The sequence below is a fragment of the Pseudonocardia sp. genome (genome assembly GCF_025465255.1).
GTDB lineage: Bacteria > Actinomycetota > Actinomycetes > Mycobacteriales > Pseudonocardiaceae > Pseudonocardia.
In genome coordinates this window covers 18,433-41,599 of sequence record NZ_JAODNI010000071.1, presented here as the reverse complement: position 1 = coordinate 41,599, position 23,167 = coordinate 18,433, and the positions used below count along the sequence as shown (strand labels likewise).

The following is a 23,167-nucleotide window of genomic DNA, read 5'->3' as shown; positions in this document are numbered from 1 at the left end:
CCCATGTGCGGGTACGTGTGCCCGATCGGCGGCACCATGGTCTCCTTGATCGCGCGCGGGCTCGTCCAGCGCTGCACGTTGAGCATCGAGCCCGCCTTGTCGTTGGTGCCCGAGGCCCGGCTGCCGCCGAAGGGCTGGCGGGAGACGATCGAGCCGGTCGGGCGGTCGTTGACGTAGAAGTTGCCGGCGGCGTGCCGCAGCGCCCGGTGCGCGTCCTCCACCGCGGAGCGGTCGGTCGCGAAGACCGCGCCGGTCAGGGCGTACGGGCTGGTCGCGTCGACGAGGCCGAGCGTCTCCGGCCACGCGTCGTCGTCGTAGACGTGCACCGCGAGGATCGGGCCGAAGTACTCGGTCGTGAACGCCTCGTCGAGCGGGTCCGTGCCGATCAGGACCGTCGGGTCGACGAACCGGCCCACGCTGTCGTCGCAGCCCCCGCCGACGAGGACCTCCAGGCTGTCCGTGTTCTTCGCGCGGTCCAGGGCGGCCCGGTGCCGGTCGAACGCGCGGGCGTCGATCACGGCGCCGCCGAAGTTCGCGAAGTCCGCGACGTCGCCGTACCGCAGCGAGCGCGTGACGTCCGCGAGCTCGTCCCGCAGGCCGCCGCGCCAGATGCTCCGCGGCACGTACGCGCGCGAGGCCGCCGAGCACTTCTGGCCCTGGTACTCGAACGCGCCGCGGACGAACGCCGTGGTCAGCGGGGCCGGATCGGCGGAGGGGTGGACGACGATGAAGTCCTTGCCGCCCGTCTCGCCGACGATCCGCGGATAGCTGCGGTAGCGGTCCAGGTTCTCCCCGATCGTCCGCCAGAGGGTCTTGAACGTGGCGGCCGAGCCGGTGAAGTGCAGGCCCGCGAAGCCCGGGTCGGTGAGCGCCACGCGGGAGACCGCGAGGCCGTCACCGGTCACCATGTTGATCACGCCGGGCGGCAGGCCGGCCGCCTCGAGCAGGCGCATCGTGAAGTGCGCGGCGAACTGCTGGGTGGGCGTCGGCTTCCACACGACCGTGTTGCCCATCAGCGCGGGCACGGTCGGCAGGTTCCCGGCGATCGCCGTGAAGTTGAACGGCGCGATGGCGACGACGAAGCCGTCGAGCGGGCGGTAGTCCATCCGGTTCCACTCGCCGGGCACCGAGCGCGGCTGCTCGGCGATCACCCGGCGGGCGTAGTGGACGTTGAAGCGCAGGAAGTCGATCAGCTCGCAGGCGGCGTCGATCTCGGCCTGCTGCACGGACTTCGACTGCCCCAGCATCGTCGCGGCGTTGATCGTGTCCCGCCACGGCCCGGAGAGCAGGTCCGCGGCGCGCAGGAAGACCGCGGCGCGCTCGTCGAAGGGGAGGGCGGCCCAGTCCCGGGCGGCATCCTGCGCGGCGCGGACCGCGTCGACGACGTCCGCGTCGGTGGCGTTCGCCGACGTCCCGAGGACCGACGAGTGCAGGTGCGGCTCGACGACGTCGAAGCGCTCGCTCTCGGCCATCCGGTGGCGTCCGGCGATGGTCTGGGTCAGCTCGATCCCGGCGCCGCGCAGCTCGGCGACCTTCTTCTGCAGCGACTCCCGCTCGGCGGAGCCGGGGGCGTAGGTGCGGACCGGCTCGTTCGCCGGCTCCGGAACGGTGGTTACGGCATCCATCGAGCAGACCTCCTTGGGTGTCAGCGGGAGAGAAGGGACCGGGCGAAGAACGCGAGGTTGGCGGGGCGCTCGGCGAGGCGCCGCATGAAGTAGCCGTACCAGTCCGCGCCGTAGGGCAGGTACACGCGCATCTGCGATCCCGACGCGGCGATCCGTTCCTGCTCGGCGACGCGGATGCCGTAGAGCATCTGGAACTCGTGGTCGTCGGGCGTGCGGCCGTGCTCGGCGACGAGCGCGCGCGCGGCGTCGATCATCGCGGCGTCGTGCGTGGCGACCATCGGGTAGCCGGGGCCGGCGAGCAGCACGCCCAGGCACCGCACGTACGACTCGTCCACGTCGGCCTTCGCCGAGAACGCGACGGACGCGGGCTCCGCGTAGGCGCCCTTGACCAGCCGCACCCGGGATCCCGGCCGGGCGAGGTCCGCGCAGTCGGACTCGGTGCGGCGCAGCGCGGACTGCAGCACCGCGCCCAGCCAGGGGTACTCCGCGCGCAGCTCCGTCACGACGGCGAGCGTGAGGTCCACGCCTGTGTGGTCCTCCATGTCGACGGTCGCGGTGGTGCCCGCACGGGCCGCGGCGGCGCAGATCGCGGCGGCGTTGTCCCGGGCGATCGCCTCGCCGTCCCGGGGGAGCGCCCGGCCCAGCGCGGAGAGCTTGATCGACACCTCGGCCGAACGAGCGAGCCCGCGGGCGGCCAGGCCGTCGAGCAGGTCGACGTAGGCGTCCCGGCAGGCCGCGGCCTGCGCGGCGTCGAGGGTGTCCTCGCCCAGATGGTCGAGGCTGACCAGCAGGCCCTTCGCGGCCAGCTCGGTGGTGGCGGCGAGGGCGGAGCCGAGGTCGTCACCCGCGACGAACCGGTCGACCAGTCGTCGGGTCACGGGGGCCGTCGTGACCAGGTGCCGGACGTGCGGACGCCGGGAGACGGCGAGGAGCGTGGAGCCGAACATGCGACCTCCAGAATCCGATGGGAGAACGGTAGGAGTCCGGCGGCCCCGAGCCCATGGATAGCCGCTCCACGATTGCGGCAGTTCCTCGTACAGCTGTATGAAGAGCGGGTGATGACCCCGGAGCTGCAGGACGTCGTCGACGACGTGTCCCGGCTCCTGGGCACGCCCGCGATCCTGGAGGACCGGCACTTCAACCTCGTCGCCTTCGGATCGCACGCCGGTGAGGTGGATCCCGTGCGGCAGCGCTCGATCCTGCAGCGCCGCTCGTCCGCCCAGGTCCAGGAGTGGTTCGAGCGGTTCGGGATCGCGACGAGCGAGCGGCCGGTCCGCACGCCCGCGGACGCGGGGCTCGCCGTCGTCGCCCGCGTGTGCCTCCCGGCGCGCTGGAACGGCGTGACCTATGGCTACCTCTGGCTCCTCGACGAACGGCACCGGCTCGACGACGAGAGCCTCGAGCGCGCTATGCCCCGTGCGGCCAGGGCGGGCACGATCATGGCGCAGCAGGCCCGGACCAGGGAGAATCTCGACGCACAGGTCGGCGAGCTGCTCGCCGGGGATCCGGACACCGTCGAGGCGGCGGCCGCCGAGATCGACCGGCTGGGCGCGATCGGCCGGGACACCCCGGTGTGCGCGGTGACCCTCGAGGTCGACCTGCCCGAGGCGGCCCCGCCGCCGCTCAACCTCTGGCGGGTACCGCGCTCGGTCGTCGCCGCGCTCGTCGACGAGCACGTCCTCCTGCTGGTCCCGGCGGTGGAGGCACGGGACGTGGCCCGGGCCGCCTGGGACCTCTACGCCCACCGGCTCGACGCGGAGGATCATCCGCGGCTGGTCGCGGGGATCGGGGCCGCCCACCCGGACCTGGCGCAGGTCCGTGGAAGCGTCCGGGAGGCCCGGCTCGCCGCGCGGGTGGCGCACGCGGTGCCGCGGCTGCGGCCGGTCGCCGCGTGGGACGAGCTCGGCGTGCACAGGCTGCTCGCCTGCGGACCGCGCCCGGCCCTACGGAACGGGGTGCTCGACACCGCGGTCGAGCCGCTGTTCGACCATCCCGACCTGGTCGCCACCGCCGCGGCGTTCCTGGACCACGCCGGGAACGTGCAGCGCGCGGCGGCGGAGCTGCGGATCCACCGGCAGACGCTCTACTACCGGCTCCGGCGGATCGAGCAGCTCACCGGCCTGGACCTGGGGGACGGGCGGGCCCGGCTGCGGCTGCACCTGGCGGTGACGCTGTCGCCGCTGGTCCGGTGACGGCCCCTGGCAGCCGTTGAAGCGCACTGATCGCGGTCCTCGACCTTTCCGGCCATCCGTGGCCGGTGAGGGGTCGACGACGGCGATCACGGTCGTGCACCGCGGGACGACGAGGATCCGAGTTACGATCCGGCGCGCCCCTGCGTCCTCGCGGGGCCGCCCCTGCCTTCCCCGGAGTCGTCGATGCCCCGTCCCAGCCGCTGGTCGGAGATCCTCGGCGCGGCGGGTGCGGAGTTCCGGGACCGCGGCTACGACAACGCGACGCTGGAGAGCATCGGCGCGCGGGTCGGGATCCTCAAGGGCAGCATCTACAACTACGTGGGCAGCAAGGAGGAGCTGCTGCTCGCGGTCGTCGAACAGCCGGCGAAGGCGCTGCTCGCCGAGCTGGACCGGCTCCGGGACGACACCGGCAGCAGCGTGGCGGTACGGCTGCGCGAGCTGATCCGGATGCAGGTGCGGATCTTCAGCGAGTACTACCCGGCGGCGTTCGTCTACCTGCAGCACCTCGTCCGGGTGCAGTCTCCCGCGTTCGCCGAGTTCCGGGAGATGGACGCCCGGTACATGGCCGCGGTCGAGGCGTTGCTGGCCGAGGGCGCCCGGTCCGGCGAGTTCTCCCTGGCCTCGGAGCCGCGCACGGCGGCCCGGGCCGTGGTCGGGATGCTCGACTGGATGCAGCACTGGTTCACCCCGCGCGGCGAGGACGCGGACCGGGAACTCGCCGACGAGCTGTTCGCCCTGGCCCTCGGCGGGCTCGTCGCGGGCGGCGGGATGCGCGGCCTGGCGCGGTCGCTGCCCGACCCGGACCGGGGAGACGCATGAGTAGCCCTGTGTCAAGCCACCGCTTGTTGATGTTGTGTGAGGGCTTGGGCGGCGCCGTGTCGGGTGGGGTCGTAGGGGGTGTTGGACTGCCAGCATTTCCAGATCACGTGCAGCCAGGCGCGGGCGAGGATGCGTACGGCGTGTGGGTGGTCGTGGCCGCGGGCCCGGGCGCGGGTGTAGAGCTGGGTGGCCCAGAGGCTGGCGCGGCGGGAGTCCCCGGCGAAGTCGCAGACCGCGTCACGGAGTTGTTTGTCTGCGGCCCAGCGGAAGCTGACGATTTTCACCTTGCCCGATTGGTGGGTCGAGGGTGCGACACCGGCCAGGCAGGTCAGGGATTGCGGGGTGGGGAACCGGCCGCGGGCGTCGCCGATCTCGGCGAGCAGACGGGCGGCGCGGACTCGTCCGGCGCGGGGCAGGCTGGTGAAGATCGCCGCGTCGGGGTGCAGGGCGAGTTGTTCCTCGATGTGGTCTTCCAGTGCGGTGATCTGGGTGGTGATCGCCTCAAGTGCGGTGATCAGGGTGAGGGTGATCTGGGCACGGGCTTCGCCGTCGGCGCCGGTGAGACCGCGTGGAGCGCTGGTGAGTCGGGTGTGCAGCACGGCCGGGTCGGTGCGGCCGCAGTAGCCGATACCGGCCAGCCAGGCAGCCAGGCGTTTCGGGGAGAGCCAGTCCGCTCGGTGTTGGTCGGGGAAGCGGCGCAGGAACCGCAGGGTGACCCGCGAGTCGATGTCGGCGAACAGCCCGACAGCGGCGGGGTAACAGATCTGCAGGTGCGCGCGCAGTTGGTTGGCCAGCGCGACCCGGTGCCCGACGAGGTCATTGCGGGCCCGGCAGGTCGCGCGCAGGGTGACCGTGGCGGGGCTGTCGAGGGTCAGCGGGCGCAGCCGGCGTCGGTCGGTGCGCAGTGTGTCGGCCAGGACGTAGGCGTCGAACCGGTCGTCCTTGTTCCCGGCCGAGCCGTAGCGGCCACGCAGGTTCTTGACCTGGATCGGCGGGATGACGAACACGGTGAAACCTGCTTCGAGCAGGGCATCGATCACCGGGCCGTCGCCGCGTTCGATCGCGACCTCGGTGACTCCGCCTCGGTGCAGTCGCTGACACAGGCGGGTCAGGCCCGCAGCGGTGTGGGTGACGGTGGACCGGTCGAGCTGTTCACCATCGGGACCAACGATCGCGATGGCGTGGTTGTCGCCGGCCCAGTCGATGCCTCCGGTTGGTCGCGGGGTGGTGGGGTCGTGGTCGACACTCATCGTTGCCTCTGCGCTGTTGCAGCAGTGGGAAGGCACCCGGTGGTTCCCGGACACGGCAGCCGGTCGCTCACTGATCGGCGCTCGTTGGCGCGCAGCCCTGTCGCCAGTCGGCGTGTCTGGGACCACCGGGCCCCGCAGAACTCATGCCAGACCTCGAAGGTCAAGCGAGCAGGGCGATCACCCGGCGGCCACCAGTGGTGTATCCGAACCCTCTCACCCAGCAGCTCGGACCTGAGGATGGTGCACCAGTGAGCGACGTGCTCGCCCCCTTCCGGCTCGACGGCCGGGTCGCGATCGTGACCGGCGCGTCGTCCGGCCTGGGCGTCCACTTCGCCCGGGTGCTCGCGGAGGCGGGCGCCGACGTGGCGATCGGGGCCCGCCGGGCGGACGGGCTCGACGTCGCGGCGAAGGCGGTGCTGGCCACCGGACGCCGGTGCGTCGCCGTCCCGACGGACGTGGTCGATTCGGAGGCGTGCGCCCGGCTCGTCGACGCGGCGGTCGGGGAGCTCGGCCGGCTCGACGTCCTGGTGAACAACGCCGGCACCGGCTACGCGGCGCGGGCGGAGAAGGACGACCCCGCGCAGGCCGCGCGGCTGTTCGACGTCAACCTGCTCGGCGCGTACCAGATGGCGATCCACGCGGGCCGGGCGATGATCGCGGGCGGGCTCGGCGGCTCCGTCGTCAACATCGCGTCGTCGCTGGGCCTCACGACCGGGCACCTGCCGGAGGCGCCCTACTCGGCGTCGAAGGCGGGCCTGCTCGGGTTGACCAGGGACCTCGCCGCGCAGTGGTCCGGACGCCGGGGGATCCGGGTGAACGCGCTGGCCCCGGGCTACTTCGCGACCGAGATGACCGCGCCCGTCCTGGAGCACGAGGCCGGGCACGCCGCGGTGGCGGGGCAGACGGCGATGGGCCGGGTCGGCCGGGTCGAGGAGCTGACGGGCCCGCTGCTGCTCCTGGCCTCGGACGCCGGTTCGTACATCACCGGCACCACGCTGTGCGTCGACGGCGGCTGGGCCATGCACTGATGGCCGACGGGCACTAGCAGTCGAACGCGACCGGGAACCGCAGCATCCCGCGGGACAGCAGCACCGGGTGCCAGCGCAACGGCTCGCCCGTCGTCCGCAGGCCGGGCAGCCGGTCCAGGGCCCGCGGGATCGCGACCGCCGCCTCGAGGCGGGCCAGCGGCGCTCCGAGGCAGTAGTGGAGGCCGACGCCGAACCCCAGGCTCCGCCGGTCGGCACGGGTGATGTCCAGCTCGTCCGGGGCGGCGAACACCTCGGGGTCCCGGTTGGCCGCGGAGGCGCAGAGGAACACCCGCTCGCCGCGGCGCAGCGTCCGTCCGCGGAGCTCGACGTCCGCGGCCATGAGCCGGGCGATCGTCTTCGCCGGGCCGTCGTAGCGCAGCAGCTCGTCCACCGCGCCGCCGATCAGCGGGGGGTCGGCCGCGAGCCGTGCGCGCTGGTCCGGATGACGGAGCAGGGCCAGCAGCCCGTTGCCGATGAGGTTCGTGGTGGTCTCGTGCCCGGCGAAGAGCAGCAGGACGCCGGTGGCGATCACCTCGTCGTGGCTCAGCGAGTCCCCGGCGTCCCGGGCACTGATCAGTGCGGACAGCAGGTCGTCCGCCGGTGCGCGCTCGTGCGCATCGACGAGCCCGGACAGGTACTCGGTCAGCTCGGCCATGCCGCCCGCGCCGTCGGTGTGCCGGTCGCTGTCGGCCAGGCCGCCGAACACGAGGCCGGTGATGCGGTCCGACCAGCCCTTGAACCGGTGGCGGTCCTCCCGCGGGACGCCGAGCATCTCCGCGATCACCGACGCGGTGAGGGGATAGGCGTAGTCGCCGACGAGATCGGCCCGGCCCGTCCCGGCGACGACGTCGAGCAGCTCGTCGGCGATCTCGCCGATGCGCGGCCGGATCCGCTCGACCGCCCGGGGGGTGAACGCCCGGCTGAGCAGCTTCCGCAGGCGCGTGTGGTCCGGCGGGTCCTTGAAGACCATCCAGTCCTCGAGGACGCCGAACGCCGCACGCACGCCGGGGTCGGTTCCGGCCCGGTCGAGGCGTGCGCGGCGGTAGGGGGCGATGCGGTCCGAGGAGAAGCGCTCGTCCCGCAGGCAGGCGTCGACGTCGTCGAAGCGGGTGACGAACCACGAGCGGTAGCGCTCGCTCCAGTGCACCGGGTCCTGCTCGCGCAGGGCCGCCAGCAGCGGATACGGGTCGCCGACGGCGTCCTCGGAGAGCAGGTCGGGCTGGTCGAGGGCCGTCACGGCGCCTCCAGCACGGCGACGACGCACGCGTTCCCGTCGAGCACCGAGACCCCGCCACCCATCGTCTCGACGAGCCCGAGCCGGGCCCCGTCGACCTGCCGGCGACCGGCCTCCCCGCGCAGCTGCCAGACGATCTCCGCGAGCTGGGCCAGCCCGGTCGCGCCGAGCGGATGGCCGCGGGACAGCAGGCCGCCGGAGGGGTTCACGGGACGGGTGCCGCCCAGCGCGGTGACGCCGGACTCGGCGGCCTTCCCACCCTCGCCCGGGGCGACGAGCCCGAGCGCCTCGGTGGTGACGATCTCGCCGATCGTGAAGGCGTCGTGCACCTCGGCGACGTCCAGGTCCGAGACCGCGTCGAGACCGGCGGCGGCGAAGGCCTCCGCCGCGGTGTCCCGGACGACGTCGTGCCCCCAGACGTGCGGCGAGCGGTGGTTCCAGGGAGCGCCCGACCGCAGCGCGACGGCCCGCACGCCGACCTCCCGGGAGCCTCCCGACGCCGGTGCGAGCACCGCGGCCGCGGCGCCGTCCGAGGTCGGGCAACACTGCAGGAGCGTCAGCGGGTCCGCGATCATGCGGGACCCGAGCACCTCCTCGACGGTGTGGTGGCCGGCGTACTGGGCCCGCGGGTTGTGCAGGGCGTGCGCGTGGTTCTTCACCGACACCGCCGCGAGCTGCGCCGGGGTGACCGCGCCGTCGTACAGGTAGCGGGCCGCCGCCATCGCGTAGAGCGCGGGCAGGGCGAGCCCGGACCGGCCCTCCGGGTCCGTCGGCTCGGGCGTGATGGCGCCGGCGAACGCGGTGCTCATCTGCTCGATGCCCAGGGCGAGCACCCGGCCGTAGCGGCCCGTCCGCACCGCCTCGTGGGCCTCGAGGAACGCGGTGGTGCCGCTGGCGCACGCGTTCTCCACGGTGATCACGGGGATGCCCGTGACGCCCATGGCCCGCAGGACCCGCTGCGCGACGCCGGGCGGGCCGAACACGGTGCCGACCCAGACGGCGTCGACGCCGGTGACGTCCGCGTCCGCGAACGCCTCGCGGACCGCGTCCCACGCCAGGGCGACGAGATCCCGCTCCGGCTGGCGGCCGAAGTGCGAGGTCCCCACGCCGTGCACCGAGACGGTGCTCATGCCGCCTCCGCGGGGGTGAATGCGTCGGTGGTGTTCATGCGGGGACCACCTCCACCAGCAGGTCGCCGTCGTCCGTGGTCGGCAGGAGCCGTACCCGCCCGCCGACCGGCGCGGGCAGCACCCGGTCCGCCGTCGGGTCCGTGACCACGTGGGCGAGCACCCGCGGCCCGTCGTCGAGATCGACGTACGCGAGCCGGTAGGGCGGCGGCCGGCCCGGCACCGGGATCCGCACCACCGTCGCGCTCCACACCGTGCCGAACGGCCCGAACGACGCCGGATCGACGGCGCCCCCACAGGCGGGGCACGCCGGCCACGCGAACGCGGACACCTCGTCGCAGGAGCGGCAGCGGCGGCCGTCGACGACTCCACCGCCGTCCGCACCGGGGCTCACCTGCGGCCGGGGGTCCGGACCTCCTGGGGCGCTCACGCCTCCCATGTAACCAAACCTTGGGTCGGCTATCAATGGCACGAAGCGTCGCCACTTGCGTGGAGTAGGGTACGTCGGAGGTGGTCCATGAGGGGTCTTGACACTCCTCGTGGCGCAGGACACAGTGAGTGCCGCGTCCATCAGCAAACCCTCGTTTGTCCACTGTCGAGCATCGGTGCCGCAGCGCGCCGTGCACTGCCTCCGAAAGGACCGACCGATGAAGTTCGGCTTCTTCACCATGCCCGAGCACCCGCCGCAGGAGAACTGGACGTTGTCGTACGACCGGGACATCGCGGCGATCGTGGAGGCGGAGCGGCTGGGCTTCTCGGAGTACTGGATCGGCGAGCACCACACCGGCGGCTTCGAGAACGTGCCCGTGCCCGAGTACATGATCGCCAAGGCGTCCGCCGTGACGCACCGCATCCGGCTCGGTACGGGCGTCGTCAACCTGCCCTACCAGGACCCGTTCATGGTCGCGGAGCGGCTCGCGTTCCTGGACCACCTCACGCACGGCCGGCTGGAGTACGGCTTCGGCGGCGGCGGGCTGCCCACGGACAAGGCCCTGTTCGGGCTGGAGCCGTCCGAGGCGGCGCCGCGGACCAACGAGGCGCTGGAGATCATCTGGCAGCTGCTCACCTCCGAGGACCCGGTGACCTACGAGGGCGTCTACTGGAAGTACGAGAACCGGCAGCTGCAGGTCGGGCCGTACCAGGACGTCCCACCGTTCGCGATCGCCGGCCTGACCGGCCTGCACAACTACGCCAAGTGCGGCGCCAAGGGCTGGAAGCCGCTGAGCGTGCACTTCGCCCCGACGGACAACGGCACCTACACGGACGCCCCGGACCTCGTCGGCATGGGGGCGGCCATGCTCGAGGCCGGCGCCGCCGCGGGGATCGACCCCGCCGTGACCCGCGAGAACTGGCGGATCGTCCGCGAGGTCTACGTGACCGACGACAAGAACCAGGCGATGCGGGACATCCGCGAGGGCGTCAAGCGCTCCTACGACTACCTCTTCGGGCTCGGCCTCGGCGCGCTGATGAAGAAGGGTGACGGGATGCAGGACGCGGACCTCACCTTCGACTGGATGGTCGAGAACATCCCGTGGATCGTCGGCAGCCCCGAGGACTGCATCCGGCAGGTCCGCGAGCTGGAGGAGGCCACCGGCGGCTTCGGCACCTTGTTGATCAACTGCCGGGACTGGGTGACCACGGACAAGTGGAACCGGTCGCTGGAGCTGTTCGCCCGGTACGTCATGCCCCAGTTCACTCGCCGGGAGAACATGGCCCGCCGACAGCGGCTGGCGAACGTCGCGCTCGGGATCTCCTGATGGCGTCCCCGGAACCGGAGCTCGACGGCCGGACCGTCCTGGTCACCGGGGGCGGCAGCGGGATCGGCAAGGGGATCACCGCAGCGCTGCTCGCCCGGGGCGCCAACGTCGTCGTCCTGGAGATCGAGCCGGACAACATCAAGTCCGCGTCCGCGGAGCTCGACGGTGGCGACCGGCTCGCCTGGTTCGAGGGCTCGGTGAGCGTCGCCGCGGAGGTCGACGCCGCTTTCACCCTGGCGGCCGAGCGCTTCGGCTCGGTGCACCACCTGGTGAACAACGCCGGGACGGCATCGTTGTCGCTGGTCGAGGACATGGCGGAGGAGGACTGGGACCTCATCGTCGACACCTGCCTGAAGGGCACGTTCCTGTGCACGCGGGCGTTCGTCCGGCAGGTGACCGAGGACGGCGAGGCCCGTTCGATCGTCAACATCTCCTCGCTCAACGCGATCGCGGCGACGGACGGACTCGGCCACTACTGCGCGGCGAAGGCGGGCGTCATGCAGTTCACCCAGACCTGCGCGGGCGAGCTCGGCCGGCGGGGGATCCGGGTCAACGCGATCGGCCCGGGCACGGTGAACACCCCGCTCGGCGCAGGGTTCACGGTCGGGCAGATCGGCCAGGAGTTCCTGGACCGCACGCTCGTCTCGCCGCCGCGGCACCAGGAGCCGTCGGACATCGCGGACGTCGCGCTCTTCCTGATGTCCCCCGCGGCGCAGCGGATCACCGGCCACTTCATCCCGGTCGACGGCGGGCAGCACGTCCGTGGCCTGCACTCGTACTGGGACGTGGCCGAGGCGCAGGGCCTGGTGGCGCGTCCCTAGGAGGAGGACCGGTGCGCGCGACCTTGCGCGAGGAGTTCGAGAGCGCCCTGCGGCGCTACGCGGACCGGATCGCGATCGAGCACGACGGTCGGCGGCTGACCTACGCCGCCGTCGATCGCTGGTCCGCCGCGCTCGCGCACCAGCTGCGCGAGCACGGTGTCGGCGCCGGTGATCCGGTGGCGCTGTACCTGCGCAACTGCGCCGAGTTCGTCGTCGCGGACGTGGCGGTGGCGCGGCTCGGCGCGGTGAAGGTGCCGGTCAACCACCAGCTGCCCGAGGCGACGGTGACGCACGTGCTCTCGGTGGTGGGAGCGCGCGCGCTGGTCCTCGGGACGAGCCTCGCCGAGATCGGTCTGCGGGCGGCACGGCACGTACCCGGCTGTGCCGTCCTGCAGGTCGACGACGGCGGGGGTGATCCGCAGGCCGGCTCCGTTGCGATGGCCGGCCCGCCCGGCGTGGCGCCGCCGCGGCTCGGCGCGCCCCCGCTGCGCCCCTCGGACCGGGCGGCCGTCTACTTCACCGGCGGCACCACCGGGCTGCCGAAGGGCGTGGTGCACAGCCAGACGTCCGCTGTCACCGTGCACTACGCGCAGATCATCGAGGGCGAGATCGCCCAGGACGAGCGGCTGCTGCTGATGACGCCGCTCGCCCACGCGGCGGGGCTGTTCGCGCAGTCCGCCCTGATCCGCGGGGCGACGTGCGTGATCCGGGACGGCTTCGACGCGGCGGAGGCGCTGACGTTGGTGCGGAGCGCCGGGATCACCTGGACCTTCCTGGTGCCGACCATGATCTACCGGCTGCTGGACATCGCCGGGGAGCACGAGGACCTCGCGCTGCGCACGATCGTCTACGGCGCCGCGCCGATCGCCCCGAGCCGTCTGGCCCGTGGGCTGGAGGTGTTCGGCCGGGTGTTCGTGCAGCTCTTCGGCCAGACCGAGTGCCCGAACTGGGGGACGCGGCTGGCGAAGGACGACCACGATCCGGCGCGCCCGGAGCTCCTCGGCTCGTGCGGCCGGGCGTCGATCATGGCGGACGTGATGGTCGTCGACGACGCCGGCGAGCCGCTGCCCGCGGGGGAGACCGGCGAGATCTGCCTGAAGGCGCCGTACACGCTCGACGAGTACCTGGACGCGCCCGAGGCGACCGCAGCCAAGTTCGTCGGCCGGGAGGACCCGGCGGAGTGGATCAGGACGGGCGACATCGGCTTCCTCGGCGACGGCGGCTACCTCTACCTGCGGGACCGCAAGAACGACATGGTCATCTCCGGCGGCATGAACGTGTACTGCCGCGAGGTGGAGGACGCCCTGGCCCGCCATCCCTCGGTCGCCCGCGTCGCGGTGATCGGGGTCCCGCACGACGACTGGGGCGAGGCCATGCACGCGGTCGTCGTCCCGGCCGGGGAGCTGGACGTGCCGGCCCTGCTCACCTGGGCCCGCGACGAGCTGGCCGCCTATGCGCGCCCGAAGTCCGTCGAGATCGTCGAGGCGTTGCCGGAGACACCGTTCGGGAAGATCGACAAGAAGGAGCTGCGGGCGCCCCACTGGGCCGCGCGGGACCGGGCCATCGGCTGAGGAGATCATGATGACGACGGGACCCCGATCGCTGCGGACCGACGAGCGTGGCTTCCCCCGTTTCTGGGACGAGGACCGCGAGACCCTCGACCCCGCCAAGCGCGAGCAGCTGATCCTGGAGCGCATCCAGCACCAGCTGCGGTACGCCTACGCCGAGCTGCCGTTCTACCGCCACCACTACGACGCCCACCGCTTCCACCCGGACCAGGTCCGCTCGGTCGAGGACTTCACCACGAAGGTCCCCGTGATCACCAAGAAGATGCTGGTGGTGGACCAGAAGGAGCATCCGCCGTTCGGCAGCTACGCCCGGGACCTGGCGCCCGGGGAGATCGCGCGCATCCACGGCTCATCCGGGACCTCCGGGGTGCCGACGATGTACGCGGTGTCCCGGACCGACTGGGAACGCGCGGGCGAGGTCCACGCGATGGCGCAGTGGTGCGCCGGGGTGCGGCCGGACGACATCGTGCAGGTCGGCTTCCCGTTCGGCCTGTTCTTCGGCGGCTGGGGCGTGGTGCAGGGCGCCGAGCGGATCGGCGCGACGCTCTTCCCGCTCGGGATCACGGAGTCCGAGAAGCACCTGGAGCTGATCGCCCGGCTCGGCTCGACGGTCTTCAGCGCGACCCCGTCCTACTGCATCCACCTGCTGTCCGTCGCCGAGCGGATGGGCCTGGACCTGCGGGAGAGCACCGTCCGGCACCTGCTCGTCGGTGGCGAGCCCGGAGGCTCGCTGCCCGGGACGCGAAAGATCATCGAGGAAGGCTGGGGCGCGGTCGCCGCGGACGCCGGCTCGACGTCGGAGATGTACCCGTTCCAGACGAGCGTCGGCTGCGAGGCCGGCACCGGGACGCACCTCTATACCGACGAGGTCTTCACCGAGGTCGTGGCGGCGGGCGACCTCAACGCGCCGATCCCGGTGGGCGAGCGCGGCGCCGTCGTCTACACCCACCTCTGGCGGGACTCGCAGCCGATGATCCGCTTCGCCCCCGGCGACGAGACCTACCTCGCGACGGACCCGTGCCCGTGCGGGCGGACCTATCCGCGGCTGCCCGAGGGCATCCTCGGCCGGCTCGACGACATGCTGGTCATCCGGGGTGCGAACGTCTTCCCGAGCGCGGTGGAGACCGCACTGCGCAGCGTCCCGGAGCTCGGCCCCGAGTTCCGGATCGTGATCCGTAAGAACGGGGCGATGGACGAGATGACCGTCGAGGCCGAGGGGGACCCGGCGCTCGTGCCGCGGACCGAGGAGGCCCTGAAGCGGGTTCTCGGCATCCGGGTGCCGGTCGCGATGCTCGCGCCCGGGACCCTGCCGGAGACGACGTTCAAGGCCCGCCGGGTGGCCGACGAGCGCTGACGCCGGCTCCGCTCGCGTTCCCGACCGTCCGCTCGCGTCCGGGCGCGAGCGGTAGCACCGGAACGCGAGCGGAACGACGTACGTCCTACCCCAGGGAGGGGTAGAGCGGGTGCCGCTTCGCGAGCGTCCGCACCTCGTCCCGCAGGGCGACGACCGACGGGTCGTCCGCGGTGACGCCCTCCGGCAGCAGCAGGGTGCGGGCGATGATGTCCGCGACCTCGGTGAACCCCTCGGTGGTGAACCCGCGGGTGGCCAGCGCGGCCGTGCCGATCCGCAGGCCCGAGGTGACCATCGGCGGGCGCGGGTCGAAGGGGACGGCGTTGCGGTTCACCGTGATGTCGACGAACGCCAGCCGGTCCTCGGCCTGCTTCCCGTCGAGCGCGGCGCCGGCCAGGTCCACGAGGACCAGGTGCACGTCGGTGCCGCCGGTGAGGACCTTGATCCCGGCCGCGGCCAGGTCGTCCCGCACCAGGCGCTCGGCGAGGATCTTCGAGCCCTCGATCGTGCGCTGCTGGCGCTCGGCGAACTCGGGCTGCGCCGCCATCTTGAAGGCGGCGGCCTTCGCGGCGATGACGTGCTCGAGCGGCCCGCCCTGCTGGCCCGGGAAGACCGCAGAGTTGATCTTCTTGGCGAGCGCGGCGTCGTTCGTCAGGATGATGCCGCCGCGCGGGCCGCCGAGCGTCTTGTGCGTCGTCGACGTCGTGACGTGCGCGTGCGGCACGGGCGAGGGGTGCAGGCCCGCGGCGACCAGGCCGGCGAAGTGGGCCATGTCCACCATTAGGTAGGCGCCGACCTCGTCCGCGATCTCCCGGAACCGGGGGAAGTCGAGCTGCCGGCTGTAGGCGGACCAGCCGGCGATGATCAGCTGCGGGCGGTGCTCCTTGGCGAGGCGCTCGACCTCGTCCATGTCCACCCGCAGGTCCTCCTTGGAGACCTCGTAGGCGGCCACGTTGTAGAGCAGGCCGGAGAAATTGATCTTCATGCCGTGCGTGAGGTGACCGCCGTGGGCCAGCGACAGGCCCAGGATCGTGTCGCCCGGCTTGATCAGCGCCTGCATGGCCGCGGCGTTGGCCTGCGCGCCCGAGTGCGGCTGGACGTTGGCGAAACCGGCCCCGAACAGTGCCTTGATCCGCTCGATGGCGAGCTTCTCGATCTCGTCGACGAACTCGCAGCCGCCGTAGTAGCGGCGCCCCGGGTAGCCCTCGGCGTACTTGTTGGTGAGCACGGAGCCCTGGGCCTGCATGACCGCGAGCGGCGCGTGGTTCTCCGACGCGATCATCTCGAGGCCGTCCTGCTGGCGGGCGAGCTCGCGCCCGATCAGCTCGGCGACCTCCGGGTCGAAATCACCCAGCGACGTGTCAAGTACGGACATGCTCATCCCTCGTTCTTCGCGCGGTACTCGGCGGCGTCCAGGACCGCACCGAGCTCGGACACGGTGGCGGTGAACAGCCAACCCTCACCGTAAGGGTCCTCGCCCACGAGAGCGGGGTTGTCGGCGAGTGCTGTGTTCACGGTGACAACCGTGCCGGTGGCCGGACTGAAGAGCTCGGACACGGACTTGGTGGACTCGACCTCGCCGCAGGGCTCGCCGGCGGTCAGCTCGGTGCCCGGCTCGGGGAGCTCGACGAACACGATCTCGCCGAGGGCCTCGACGGCGACGGCGGACAGCCCGATCCGGACCTGGCCGGCGGGGGCGTCGGCGCCGGGCGCGATCGCGATCCACTCGTGGTCGGTGGTGTAGGAGAGGTCGTCGGGAAGGTTCACGGTGGCCTCCGGGTCAGCGGCGGTAGAAGGGGAGGGGAGCGACGGTGTAGGGCTGGCTGCGCCCGCGGACGTCGACCGCGAGCCCGGTGCCGGGTTCGGCGAGCGCGGCGTCGACGTAGGCCAGGGCGATCGGGACGCCGAGGGTCGGCGAGAGCACCCCGGACGTCACCTCGCCGACGACGGCGCCGTCGGGCCCGAGCACGGCGGAGCCCGCCCGGCCGGCCCGTCGGCCGGCCCCGGTGAGCCCGACGAGTGTGCGCGCCGGCTCCTTCGCGGCCAGCGCGGCGAGCGCGTCGCGGCCCACGAAGTCCTTGTCCAGCGCGACGATCCGGCGCAGGCCGGCCGCGAACGGGTCCGTCGCGGTGGTGAGCTCGTGGCCGTAGAGGGCCATCCCGGCCTCGAGGCGCAGCGTGTCCCGGCAGGCGAGCCCGGCGGGCACGAGGCCGTGCGGCGTGCCGGAGTCCAGCAGCGCGCGCCAGAGTGCGGGCGCCGACGCGTTCGGCACGTAGAGCTCGAAGCCGTCCTCGCCGGTGTAGCCGGTGCGCGCGAGCAGGACGTCGATCCCGGCGATCGTCGCGGGCTCGGCCGCGTAGTACTTCAAGGTGCCGACGACCTCGACGGCGGCGGGGTCGGCGAGCGCGCGCAGGATCTCCGGCGACGCCGGTCCCTGCACCGCGATCAGCGCCGTATCCGCGGACCGGTCGACCACATCGACGTCGAAGCCCTCGGCGCGGCGGACCAGCTCGGCCGCGTCCTGCGCGGCGTTGGCGGCGTTGACGACCACGAGGAAGCGCTCCTCGCCGAGCCGGTAGACGACGAGGTCGTCCAGCACGCCGCCGTCCGGGGCGCAGAGCAGCGAGTACTTGGCCCGCCCGACCCTCACCGCGGACAGCGCGCCGGCCAGGGCGTGGTCCAGCGCGGCGGCGGCCTGCGGCCCGGTGAACTCGACCTCGCCCATGTGGGAGAGGTCGAAGAGCCCGGCGGCCTTGCGGACGGCGTGGTGCTCGGCGAGGTCGCTGCTGTAGCGGACGGGCATCCGCCAGCCGGCGAAGTCCGTGAACGACGCCCCGAGGGCGGCGTGTTCGGCGGCGAGGGGGGTCTCTACGGGGGGCATACGCGCTCTCCGGGGGTGGCGGAACGACGGTGGGCAGGCGGACGACGGTGGTGCGGCGTCTCCCCGCTCTGTCATGGGACCTGAGAGATTCCGCGGATCGTTCCGCTTGCCCCGTCGGTGGTCCACCCGGGGCGGACGCTTTCCAGAGTTGCCTCGCCCCAGCGGTACGGCTGCCTGAGAGTTTTCCGGGGAGGATTGCTCCTACGGCTCTGGAACGAACCAGATCTCCCGCTGGGATTCGAGCGGCGTATGCAGTTGTGACTCGGGAGCACCGTATCGGGGTTCGGCTCCGCGCGGGAGTGCGGCGTGGCGGGCTTCTCAGCGATCGGGCCGGCGGGGAGTCAGGGCTTCCGGTGCAGCAGCAGGAAGGACCCCGCCCCGAACAGCATCCTCGCGACCGCCCAGGTGAACCCGTCGTAATAGGCCCGGGCAGAGTAGGCCCGGGCAGATCCGCCACATCCTTGCTTCCCGGTGCGCCGGATGACGGAAATCCGTCAGACTAGGCCGCGCCGCAGCGCATAGGCCGTCGCGTCCGCCCGTCCGCGGGCCCCGATCTTGGGGCAGAGGCCGGCCGTGTGCCGCTCGACGGTGTGAACGGTGATCCCGAGGCCGCGGGCGATCTACGGGGCCAGGTGCTCGTAGGCGCTGCGGAACGCGGACACCCGCCACTGCGCCCGGAGGTTGCCGAGCGAGGGCAGCCAGACGACGGCCGGACCGGCGCCCGTGACCTGGTAGGCGATGGTCACGCCGTCCGACGTCCGTGCGTGGTTCAGGTCCGGACCGGGCTCCACGGGGGGTATCACCCCCGCCGGTCCCCGTCGGCCGTACCTCACCCCGCGGGCCGAGGTCAGCGATCACGGTGCGGGGGCGCGGTGCGACCGCGGGGGCAGCCGGACCGGCGCCGGAGGCCCGGCGTGACCAGGTCCGCGGTGCTTCTCGGCACGGAGATCTGGCGATATCCCGAACCGGGTGCGTACGCTCGGCGCGGAGGTTGGGACCACAGCCCCGCCATGCGGTGTGTGGGCGTCCCCTCCCGCCGCATCCGTCATCCCGGCGCATCGCTCGTCGAGTCCGCAGGGATCGTTCCCACGAGCGGCAGGGAGTCCGATGAACGAGACCCGTGACCTCCCGGACGTCGTCGAGGGTCCGGGCCTCCGGCTCATCGTGTGGCGGTCCGCGGGCTGGGCCGGCCTCGATCTCACCGGTGACATCGACCTCGCCAGCGCACCGATCCTGGCCAGGGCGGTGGACGAGCTGCTGGCCCGCGGGGCCTGCAACCTCGCGCTCGACCTGACCTACGTCGACTTCTTCGGGGCGCAGGCCCTGCGCGTGCTCGATGACATCGAACGACGGTGCCGGCAGCTGCACGGGCGGCTCGTCCTGGCCGCCGTCGGCCCTCACATCCGCCGGGTCCTCGTCCTGATGGACGCCCGCCGTCTGCTCGCCGCGATGCTGGTGCCGGATCGGGTACGCACCGCAGCAGACATGTGCAGCGGCAGGGACGACGAGACCGGTCTCGATGCACATCCGGGGCGTCCGGCGCGACCGGGACTCACGCCGCAGGCTCCTCGCCGAGAGACTGCGTGAGCTGGGCCCGGGCCTCCTGGCGGACCGAGCGGCGATAGGTGTCCCGGTTCTCCGCCATCAGTGAGGTCGAGGTGCCGTCGGCGGTTCACCGCCGCTGCGCCGGGTAGCCGCCCTCGTCCGAACCGCACGACCGACGAGGTGATGACCGATGGCGACAGGTGAGACCGGCTTCAGCGACGTGATCTACGATCTCGTGTCCGTCCAGTACCACTCCCTCAAGGCCGGCCACGACTACGGCCAGTACGTCCGCGACGCCCGCAACGGCGGGTACGAGGACGTCGCCTCCTTCTTCGAGCAGGTCATGAAGGAGGACTCCGACCGGGCCGCACGGTGCCACGAGTTCCTGCGCAAGCTGGAGCCGAAGGAGGACACCGGCGGCAAGGCCTGATCGTCGAGGGGCCTGAACAGCCGACGGGGACGGCCGGACCGGCCCGGCCGTCCCCGTCATCGGCGGGCTCGCGCTCGAGCTAGAAGTCGGGGTCACCCGGCCGCGGCGGCGAGCAGTTGTTCGCGATGGCCAGGTCTCGGGCGGCCCGTTCGGCGGCGTCCTCGCCCTGCTCGTCCTGCGGGCCGTCCGGCCGCTCCGGCTCCGGAGGGTGGTCCTGCCGATGCCGATCCTCGGCCCGGACGTCGTCGTTGCGGTCCACGTCGTGCATGTCCCTCGGGTACCCGCGCCCCGTGGCGATCATTCGGCCGGCCGCACCCCCCGATGGGGCGTCAGCCGCCCCGGTTCTCGCCGACCTCCTCCTCGATCGGGTGGACGGCGGCCCGCTCCGCCCGGTCGGGATCGCTGATCTCGACGGACGCCAGCACCTCCCCGACCGACCGGTACTCGACGGGCGGTATCGCCCGCAGTGCCCGGACCGTGGTGTCGTCGGCGCCGTTCCGCTCGGCGGCGGCGAGCAGCGCGTCCTTGTCCGCCGGGAAGCCGACGTCCGCGAGGACCGTGGTGACCGCCGCCTGGGCCGTCGTGCGTGTGGACATGCTGCTCTCCCGTCGTCCGGTTCCGCATCCGTGCCGGGAATTCCCGCGGGCGGGAGCCCTACACCCGCGCGGGGCCCCGGACGCTCACCGCATCAGCTCGGCGAGGACGAGGGGCGCCTCGTCGAGGAGCTCCCGGGCGAGGAACCCGACGTGCGAGATGCGGGCTCCCAGCCGCTCGCCGGCGGTGGCGTGCACATGCGTGGCCCAGCATGCCGCCTGGGCGGGCGAGGCGCCGCGCGCCAGCAGGCCGACGACCAGTCCGGCGAGGACGTCCCCGCTGCCGGACGTCCCGAGCCCGGCGTGCCCGCTCCCGTCGATCCAGAGCCCGCCGTCGGCGGCCGCGACCCGCCCGCCCAGGGTCACGACGGCGTCGAGGTGCGCGGCGAGCGCGGCCGCCGCCCCGGCCGGGTCCTCCTCCAGGTCCGGCGCGTCCGGGACGCCGGCGAGCAGGCCGGCGGCCTCACCCGAGTTCGGGGTGAGGACGAGCCGCCCGGCCAGCGGCGCGACGGTCTCCCTGCGGAGCCCGCGCAGGGCGTACCCGTCGAGGACGACGGCGGCCTCGGCGCCGACCCGCTCCAGCAGCGCCTCGACCAGGTCCTGGATCGGTTTCTCGCCGTCGAACAGGCCGGGACCGACCAGCACCGCGTCCGCCGCCCGGAGGACCGCCTCCAGGTCGTCGACCGCCGCGGACGACACGCAGCCCGCCGCCGTCTCGGCCAGGGGCATCGCGAGGGCCTCCGGGACGCTGACGCCGAGTGCGGTGGCGGTGGAGGCGGGCGCGCCGAGCTGCAGGACCCCGGCCCCGGCCCGCAGCGCGGCCACCCCGGCGAGCAGCACGGCCCCCGGGGTGCCCCGGCTGCCGCCGACGACGAGGGCGGTGCCCCGGCTCGCCTTCGCCCCGCCGGCCGGTTCGGGCAGGGCCCACCTCCGCAGCACCGTGGGCGTCAGGACCGTGACGGCCGGTGCGGGGTCGTCAGGCTTCGTCGGAGCGGACACGGGGCTCCCTCGTCGTCGGGACGTAGTGCTGGGGCAGGGGCTCGGTGCGCCCGACGTCGACCGTGCGCAGCGGTTCGGCCGGGGTGGGGCGTTCGAACCGGGTCAGCGAGCAGTTGGCCACCGGCGCGGCACGCAGGGCGTCCATCAGCTCGGGCTCGGTCAGCTGCTCGAGGATGTAGCGGGTGAGGTGGATCGGCGCCTCGTGGGTGAAGCACAGCACCCGCTGCCCGTCGAGGTCGAGCATCGGGTCGGTGAGCAGGGCGCGCAGCCGCAGCGCGACGTCCGCCCAGGACTCCCCGCCGGGAGGCCGGTGGTAGAACTTGCCGAGGTGCCTGCGCCGCGCGGCCTCCTCGGGGAACCGGGCCTTGATCCCCTTCCAGGTGTGCAGGTCCAGGATGCCCAGCTCGCGGTCCCGCAACCGCTCGTCGATCCGCAGCGGGACGTCGGGCAGCTGGTCCAGGGCGTGCCGTGCCGTGTCGTGGGCGCGGCGGTACGGCGAGGTCAGGGCCAGCGTCGGCTGCTCCTGCCGAGGCAGCCCGGCCAGCCACTTCCCGACCGCCCGCGCCTGTTCCTCGCCGAGCTCGGACAGCGCGACGTCGGCGTCGCGCTCGAGGTCGAGCAGCTCGGCACCGGAGGCGGCGGCCTCGTCGCTGGCGACGTTGCCGCGGCTCTGCCCGTGCCGGACGAGCCAGAGGAAGTCGGGACCTTGGAAGGGCACGCCTGCGGCTACCCCGCCTCGCCGGCGTCCATGCGGGAGGGACCACGACCACGCCGCGCCCGCCCGCGTTTTCAACGGTGGCGGCGCGGTACCCGACCGCATGAGCAGCGAGACGATCGTCCGGGACGGGCCCGTCGGCGACCTGGAGGTCGTGCACCTGTTCGAGAGCGGCCCGATGCCGACCGGGGTCGGCGTGTCCCGCACCGGGCGGGTCTTCCTCTGCTACCCGAAGTGGGGCGACGACGTCCGCTTCACCGTCGGCGAGCTCCGGGACGGCGAGGTGGTTCCCTACCCGGACCAGGGGTTCAACGACAGCGACGGCGACGCCGACCCGTTCGCCCTCGTATCGGTGCAGAGCGTCGTCGTCGACCCGGGGGACCGGCTGTGGCTGCTCGACACCGGCAGCCCGATGTTCCGGCCGGTCGAGTACGGCGGGCCGAAGCTGGTCGAGGTCGACCTGGCCACCGACGAGGTCGCGCAGACGATCCTGTTCCCCGACGACGTCGTCCTGCCCACCACCTACCTCAACGACGTCCGGTTCGACCTGCGCCGCGGCGAGGCCGGGACCGCGTTCATCACCGACTCCTCCGACCAGGGCGCCAACGGGATCATCGTCGTGGACCTGGCCACCGGGCACAGCCGGCGGCGGCTGCACGACCACCCCTCCACGAAGGCGGAGACACCGCCGGACCTGCGGATGATCGTCGAGGGGCAGGACTTCCTCGAACGCGGCGCGGACGGCTCGACCTCGTCGGTGACGACGGGCGCGGACGGGATCGCGGTCGCCGCGGACGGCGGCCGCCTGTACTACTGCTGCTTGGCGAGCCGGCGTTGGTGGAGCGTCGACGTGGAGGCGCTGTGCGACCGCGACCTCGACGACGGCCCGGTCGAGGCGACGGTGCGCGACGAGGGCGACAAGGGCGCGGCCGGCGACGGGATGGAGACCGACTCCCACGGCAGGCTCTACGTCACCGACGGCGAGCACGACGCCGTCCACCGCCGCCTGCCGGACGGAAGCTGGGAGACCGTCGCGCACGATCCGCGCCTGCTCTGGCCGGACACCCTGTCCGTCACCGACGGGTACCTGTACGTCACGGCGAACCAGCTCCACCGGCAGGCGCGGTACCGCGGCGGCAAGGACGAGCGCCGCTACCCGTACGCGCTGTTCAGGGCCCCGATCGACGCCGGTCCGGTCCGGCTCGTCCAGTAGCGCGGGGCGTCGGCGCCGC

24 protein-coding genes and 1 riboswitch are annotated in these 23,167 nt (G+C 73.0%); of the genes, 10 read left to right on the top strand and 14 right to left on the bottom strand.

All coding sequences use genetic code 11. The annotated features are described in order from the left end of the window. Together pruA and JWP64_RS07190 are read right to left on the bottom strand one after the other, a co-directional pair. Positions 1 to 1,625 (bottom strand): L-glutamate gamma-semialdehyde dehydrogenase (gene pruA / locus JWP64_RS07195; protein WP_297493770.1); only part of this gene is annotated, 1,625 nt, incomplete at its 3' end. Between the two features lie 20 nt (positions 1,626 to 1,645). After that, the gene (locus JWP64_RS07190; RefSeq protein ID WP_297493769.1) at positions 1,646 to 2,572 is read right to left on the bottom strand and encodes a proline dehydrogenase family protein; all 927 of its coding nucleotides are present in this window, start codon (positions 2,570 to 2,572) and stop codon (positions 1,646 to 1,648) included. Positions 2,573 to 2,683: 111 nt separating this feature from the next. Between JWP64_RS07190 and JWP64_RS07185 the strand changes: the two genes are divergently transcribed. Beyond that, on the top strand, positions 2,684 to 3,817 hold the full coding sequence (locus JWP64_RS07185) for a CdaR family transcriptional regulator (protein ID WP_297493767.1): 1,134 nt from the start codon (positions 2,684 to 2,686) through the stop codon (positions 3,815 to 3,817). Between the two features lie 183 nt (positions 3,818 to 4,000). Next, positions 4,001 to 4,636, top strand: coding sequence for a TetR/AcrR family transcriptional regulator (locus JWP64_RS07180; RefSeq protein ID WP_297493766.1), 636 nt, complete (start codon positions 4,001 to 4,003; stop codon positions 4,634 to 4,636). A gap of 11 nt (positions 4,637 to 4,647) precedes the next feature. On the opposite strand, the gene JWP64_RS07175 is transcribed toward JWP64_RS07180, so the two are convergent. Continuing rightward, positions 4,648 to 5,940 (bottom strand): IS110 family transposase, encoded by a 1,293-nt coding sequence (locus JWP64_RS07175; RefSeq protein WP_297493764.1) that lies wholly within the window; start codon positions 5,938 to 5,940, stop codon positions 4,648 to 4,650. 194 nt (positions 5,941 to 6,134) lie between these two features. Between JWP64_RS07175 and JWP64_RS07170 the strand changes: the two genes are divergently transcribed. After that, positions 6,135 to 6,914: an SDR family oxidoreductase gene (locus tag JWP64_RS07170; protein WP_297493761.1), complete on the top strand. Its 780-nt coding sequence runs from the start codon at positions 6,135 to 6,137 to the stop codon at positions 6,912 to 6,914. A 13-nt stretch (positions 6,915 to 6,927) separates the two neighbouring features. On the opposite strand, the gene JWP64_RS07165 is transcribed toward JWP64_RS07170, so the two are convergent. Genes JWP64_RS07165 through JWP64_RS07155 form a run of 3 tightly spaced genes read right to left on the bottom strand, consistent with a single transcriptional unit; the run spans position 6,928 to position 9,705 of the window. Continuing rightward, positions 6,928 to 8,151, bottom strand: coding sequence for a cytochrome P450 (locus JWP64_RS07165; protein WP_297493759.1), 1,224 nt, complete (start codon positions 8,149 to 8,151; stop codon positions 6,928 to 6,930). After that, positions 8,148 to 9,278: a thiolase family protein gene (locus JWP64_RS07160; protein ID WP_297493758.1), complete on the bottom strand. Its 1,131-nt coding sequence runs from the start codon at positions 9,276 to 9,278 to the stop codon at positions 8,148 to 8,150. Before JWP64_RS07160 ends, JWP64_RS07165 begins: the two co-directional genes overlap by 4 nt. A gap of 34 nt (positions 9,279 to 9,312) precedes the next feature. Further along, positions 9,313 to 9,705, bottom strand: coding sequence for an OB-fold domain-containing protein (locus JWP64_RS07155; RefSeq protein ID WP_297493756.1), 393 nt, complete (start codon positions 9,703 to 9,705; stop codon positions 9,313 to 9,315). A gap of 217 nt (positions 9,706 to 9,922) precedes the next feature. Between JWP64_RS07155 and JWP64_RS07150 the strand changes: the two genes are divergently transcribed. Genes JWP64_RS07150 through JWP64_RS07135 form a run of 4 tightly spaced genes read left to right on the top strand, consistent with a single transcriptional unit; the run spans position 9,923 to position 14,775 of the window. After that, entirely contained in the window at positions 9,923 to 11,032 is a 1,110-nt protein-coding gene (locus JWP64_RS07150) for an LLM class flavin-dependent oxidoreductase (protein WP_297493755.1), read from the top strand. Next, the gene (locus tag JWP64_RS07145; protein WP_297493754.1) at positions 11,032 to 11,853 is read left to right on the top strand and encodes an SDR family NAD(P)-dependent oxidoreductase; all 822 of its coding nucleotides are present in this window, start codon (positions 11,032 to 11,034) and stop codon (positions 11,851 to 11,853) included. The genes JWP64_RS07150 and JWP64_RS07145 overlap by 1 nt, the downstream gene beginning before the upstream one ends. Positions 11,854 to 11,864: 11 nt before the next feature. After that, positions 11,865 to 13,424 carry an AMP-binding protein gene (locus JWP64_RS07140; RefSeq protein WP_297493752.1) on the top strand — a complete coding sequence of 520 codons (1,560 nt, stop codon included), beginning with the start codon at positions 11,865 to 11,867 and terminating at the stop codon, positions 13,422 to 13,424. A gap of 10 nt (positions 13,425 to 13,434) precedes the next feature. Next, entirely contained in the window at positions 13,435 to 14,775 is a 1,341-nt protein-coding gene (locus tag JWP64_RS07135; RefSeq protein ID WP_297493751.1) for an AMP-binding protein, read from the top strand. 85 nt (positions 14,776 to 14,860) lie between these two features. On the opposite strand, the gene glyA is transcribed toward JWP64_RS07135, so the two are convergent. The 4 genes from glyA to JWP64_RS07115 form a co-directional block, all read right to left on the bottom strand. Beyond that, positions 14,861 to 16,147, bottom strand: a complete 1,287-nt coding sequence (gene glyA, locus JWP64_RS07130; RefSeq protein WP_297493750.1) for a serine hydroxymethyltransferase — start codon at positions 16,145 to 16,147, stop codon at positions 14,861 to 14,863. A 2-nt stretch (positions 16,148 to 16,149) separates the two neighbouring features. Further along, a complete protein-coding gene (gene gcvH, locus JWP64_RS07125) occupies positions 16,150 to 16,539 on the bottom strand; it encodes a glycine cleavage system protein GcvH (protein ID WP_297493748.1) in 390 nt (129 codons plus the stop codon). A gap of 13 nt (positions 16,540 to 16,552) precedes the next feature. Next, the gene (gcvT, locus tag JWP64_RS07120; protein WP_297493747.1) at positions 16,553 to 17,653 is read right to left on the bottom strand and encodes a glycine cleavage system aminomethyltransferase GcvT; all 1,101 of its coding nucleotides are present in this window, start codon (positions 17,651 to 17,653) and stop codon (positions 16,553 to 16,555) included. A gap of 58 nt (positions 17,654 to 17,711) precedes the next feature. Further along, a riboswitch (glycine riboswitch) is annotated at positions 17,712 to 17,809 on the bottom strand. A gap of 464 nt (positions 17,810 to 18,273) precedes the next feature. After that, positions 18,274 to 18,444: a hypothetical protein gene (locus JWP64_RS07115; RefSeq protein WP_297493746.1), complete on the bottom strand. Its 171-nt coding sequence runs from the start codon at positions 18,442 to 18,444 to the stop codon at positions 18,274 to 18,276. A gap of 316 nt (positions 18,445 to 18,760) precedes the next feature. On the opposite strand from JWP64_RS07115, the gene JWP64_RS07110 reads away from it, so the two are divergent. Then, positions 18,761 to 19,240: an STAS domain-containing protein gene (locus JWP64_RS07110; protein ID WP_297493744.1), complete on the top strand. Its 480-nt coding sequence runs from the start codon at positions 18,761 to 18,763 to the stop codon at positions 19,238 to 19,240. Positions 19,241 to 19,388: 148 nt separating this feature from the next. Further along, positions 19,389 to 19,628, top strand: a complete 240-nt coding sequence (locus JWP64_RS07105) for an acyl carrier protein (RefSeq protein WP_297493742.1) — start codon at positions 19,389 to 19,391, stop codon at positions 19,626 to 19,628. Between the two features lie 79 nt (positions 19,629 to 19,707). Here JWP64_RS07105 and JWP64_RS07100 read toward each other — a convergent pair whose 3' ends face one another. The 4 genes from JWP64_RS07100 to JWP64_RS07085 form a co-directional block, all read right to left on the bottom strand. Beyond that, complete coding sequence (locus tag JWP64_RS07100; RefSeq protein ID WP_297493741.1) at positions 19,708 to 19,896, bottom strand: hypothetical protein; 189 nt, start codon at positions 19,894 to 19,896, stop codon at positions 19,708 to 19,710. A gap of 61 nt (positions 19,897 to 19,957) precedes the next feature. Next, positions 19,958 to 20,224: a DUF2795 domain-containing protein gene (locus JWP64_RS07095; RefSeq protein ID WP_297493740.1), complete on the bottom strand. Its 267-nt coding sequence runs from the start codon at positions 20,222 to 20,224 to the stop codon at positions 19,958 to 19,960. Positions 20,225 to 20,308: 84 nt separating this feature from the next. Next, positions 20,309 to 21,220, bottom strand: a complete 912-nt coding sequence (locus JWP64_RS07090) for an NAD(P)H-hydrate dehydratase (RefSeq protein WP_297493738.1) — start codon at positions 21,218 to 21,220, stop codon at positions 20,309 to 20,311. Continuing rightward, a complete protein-coding gene (locus tag JWP64_RS07085; protein WP_297493737.1) occupies positions 21,198 to 21,938 on the bottom strand; it encodes a histidine phosphatase family protein in 741 nt (246 codons plus the stop codon). The genes JWP64_RS07090 and JWP64_RS07085 overlap by 23 nt, the downstream gene beginning before the upstream one ends. Positions 21,939 to 22,038: 100 nt before the next feature. Here JWP64_RS07085 and JWP64_RS07080 point away from each other — a divergent pair, with 100 nt between their 5' ends. After that, entirely contained in the window at positions 22,039 to 23,148 is a 1,110-nt protein-coding gene (locus JWP64_RS07080) for an L-dopachrome tautomerase-related protein (RefSeq protein WP_297493735.1), read from the top strand. Positions 23,149 to 23,167 lie beyond the last annotated feature (19 nt).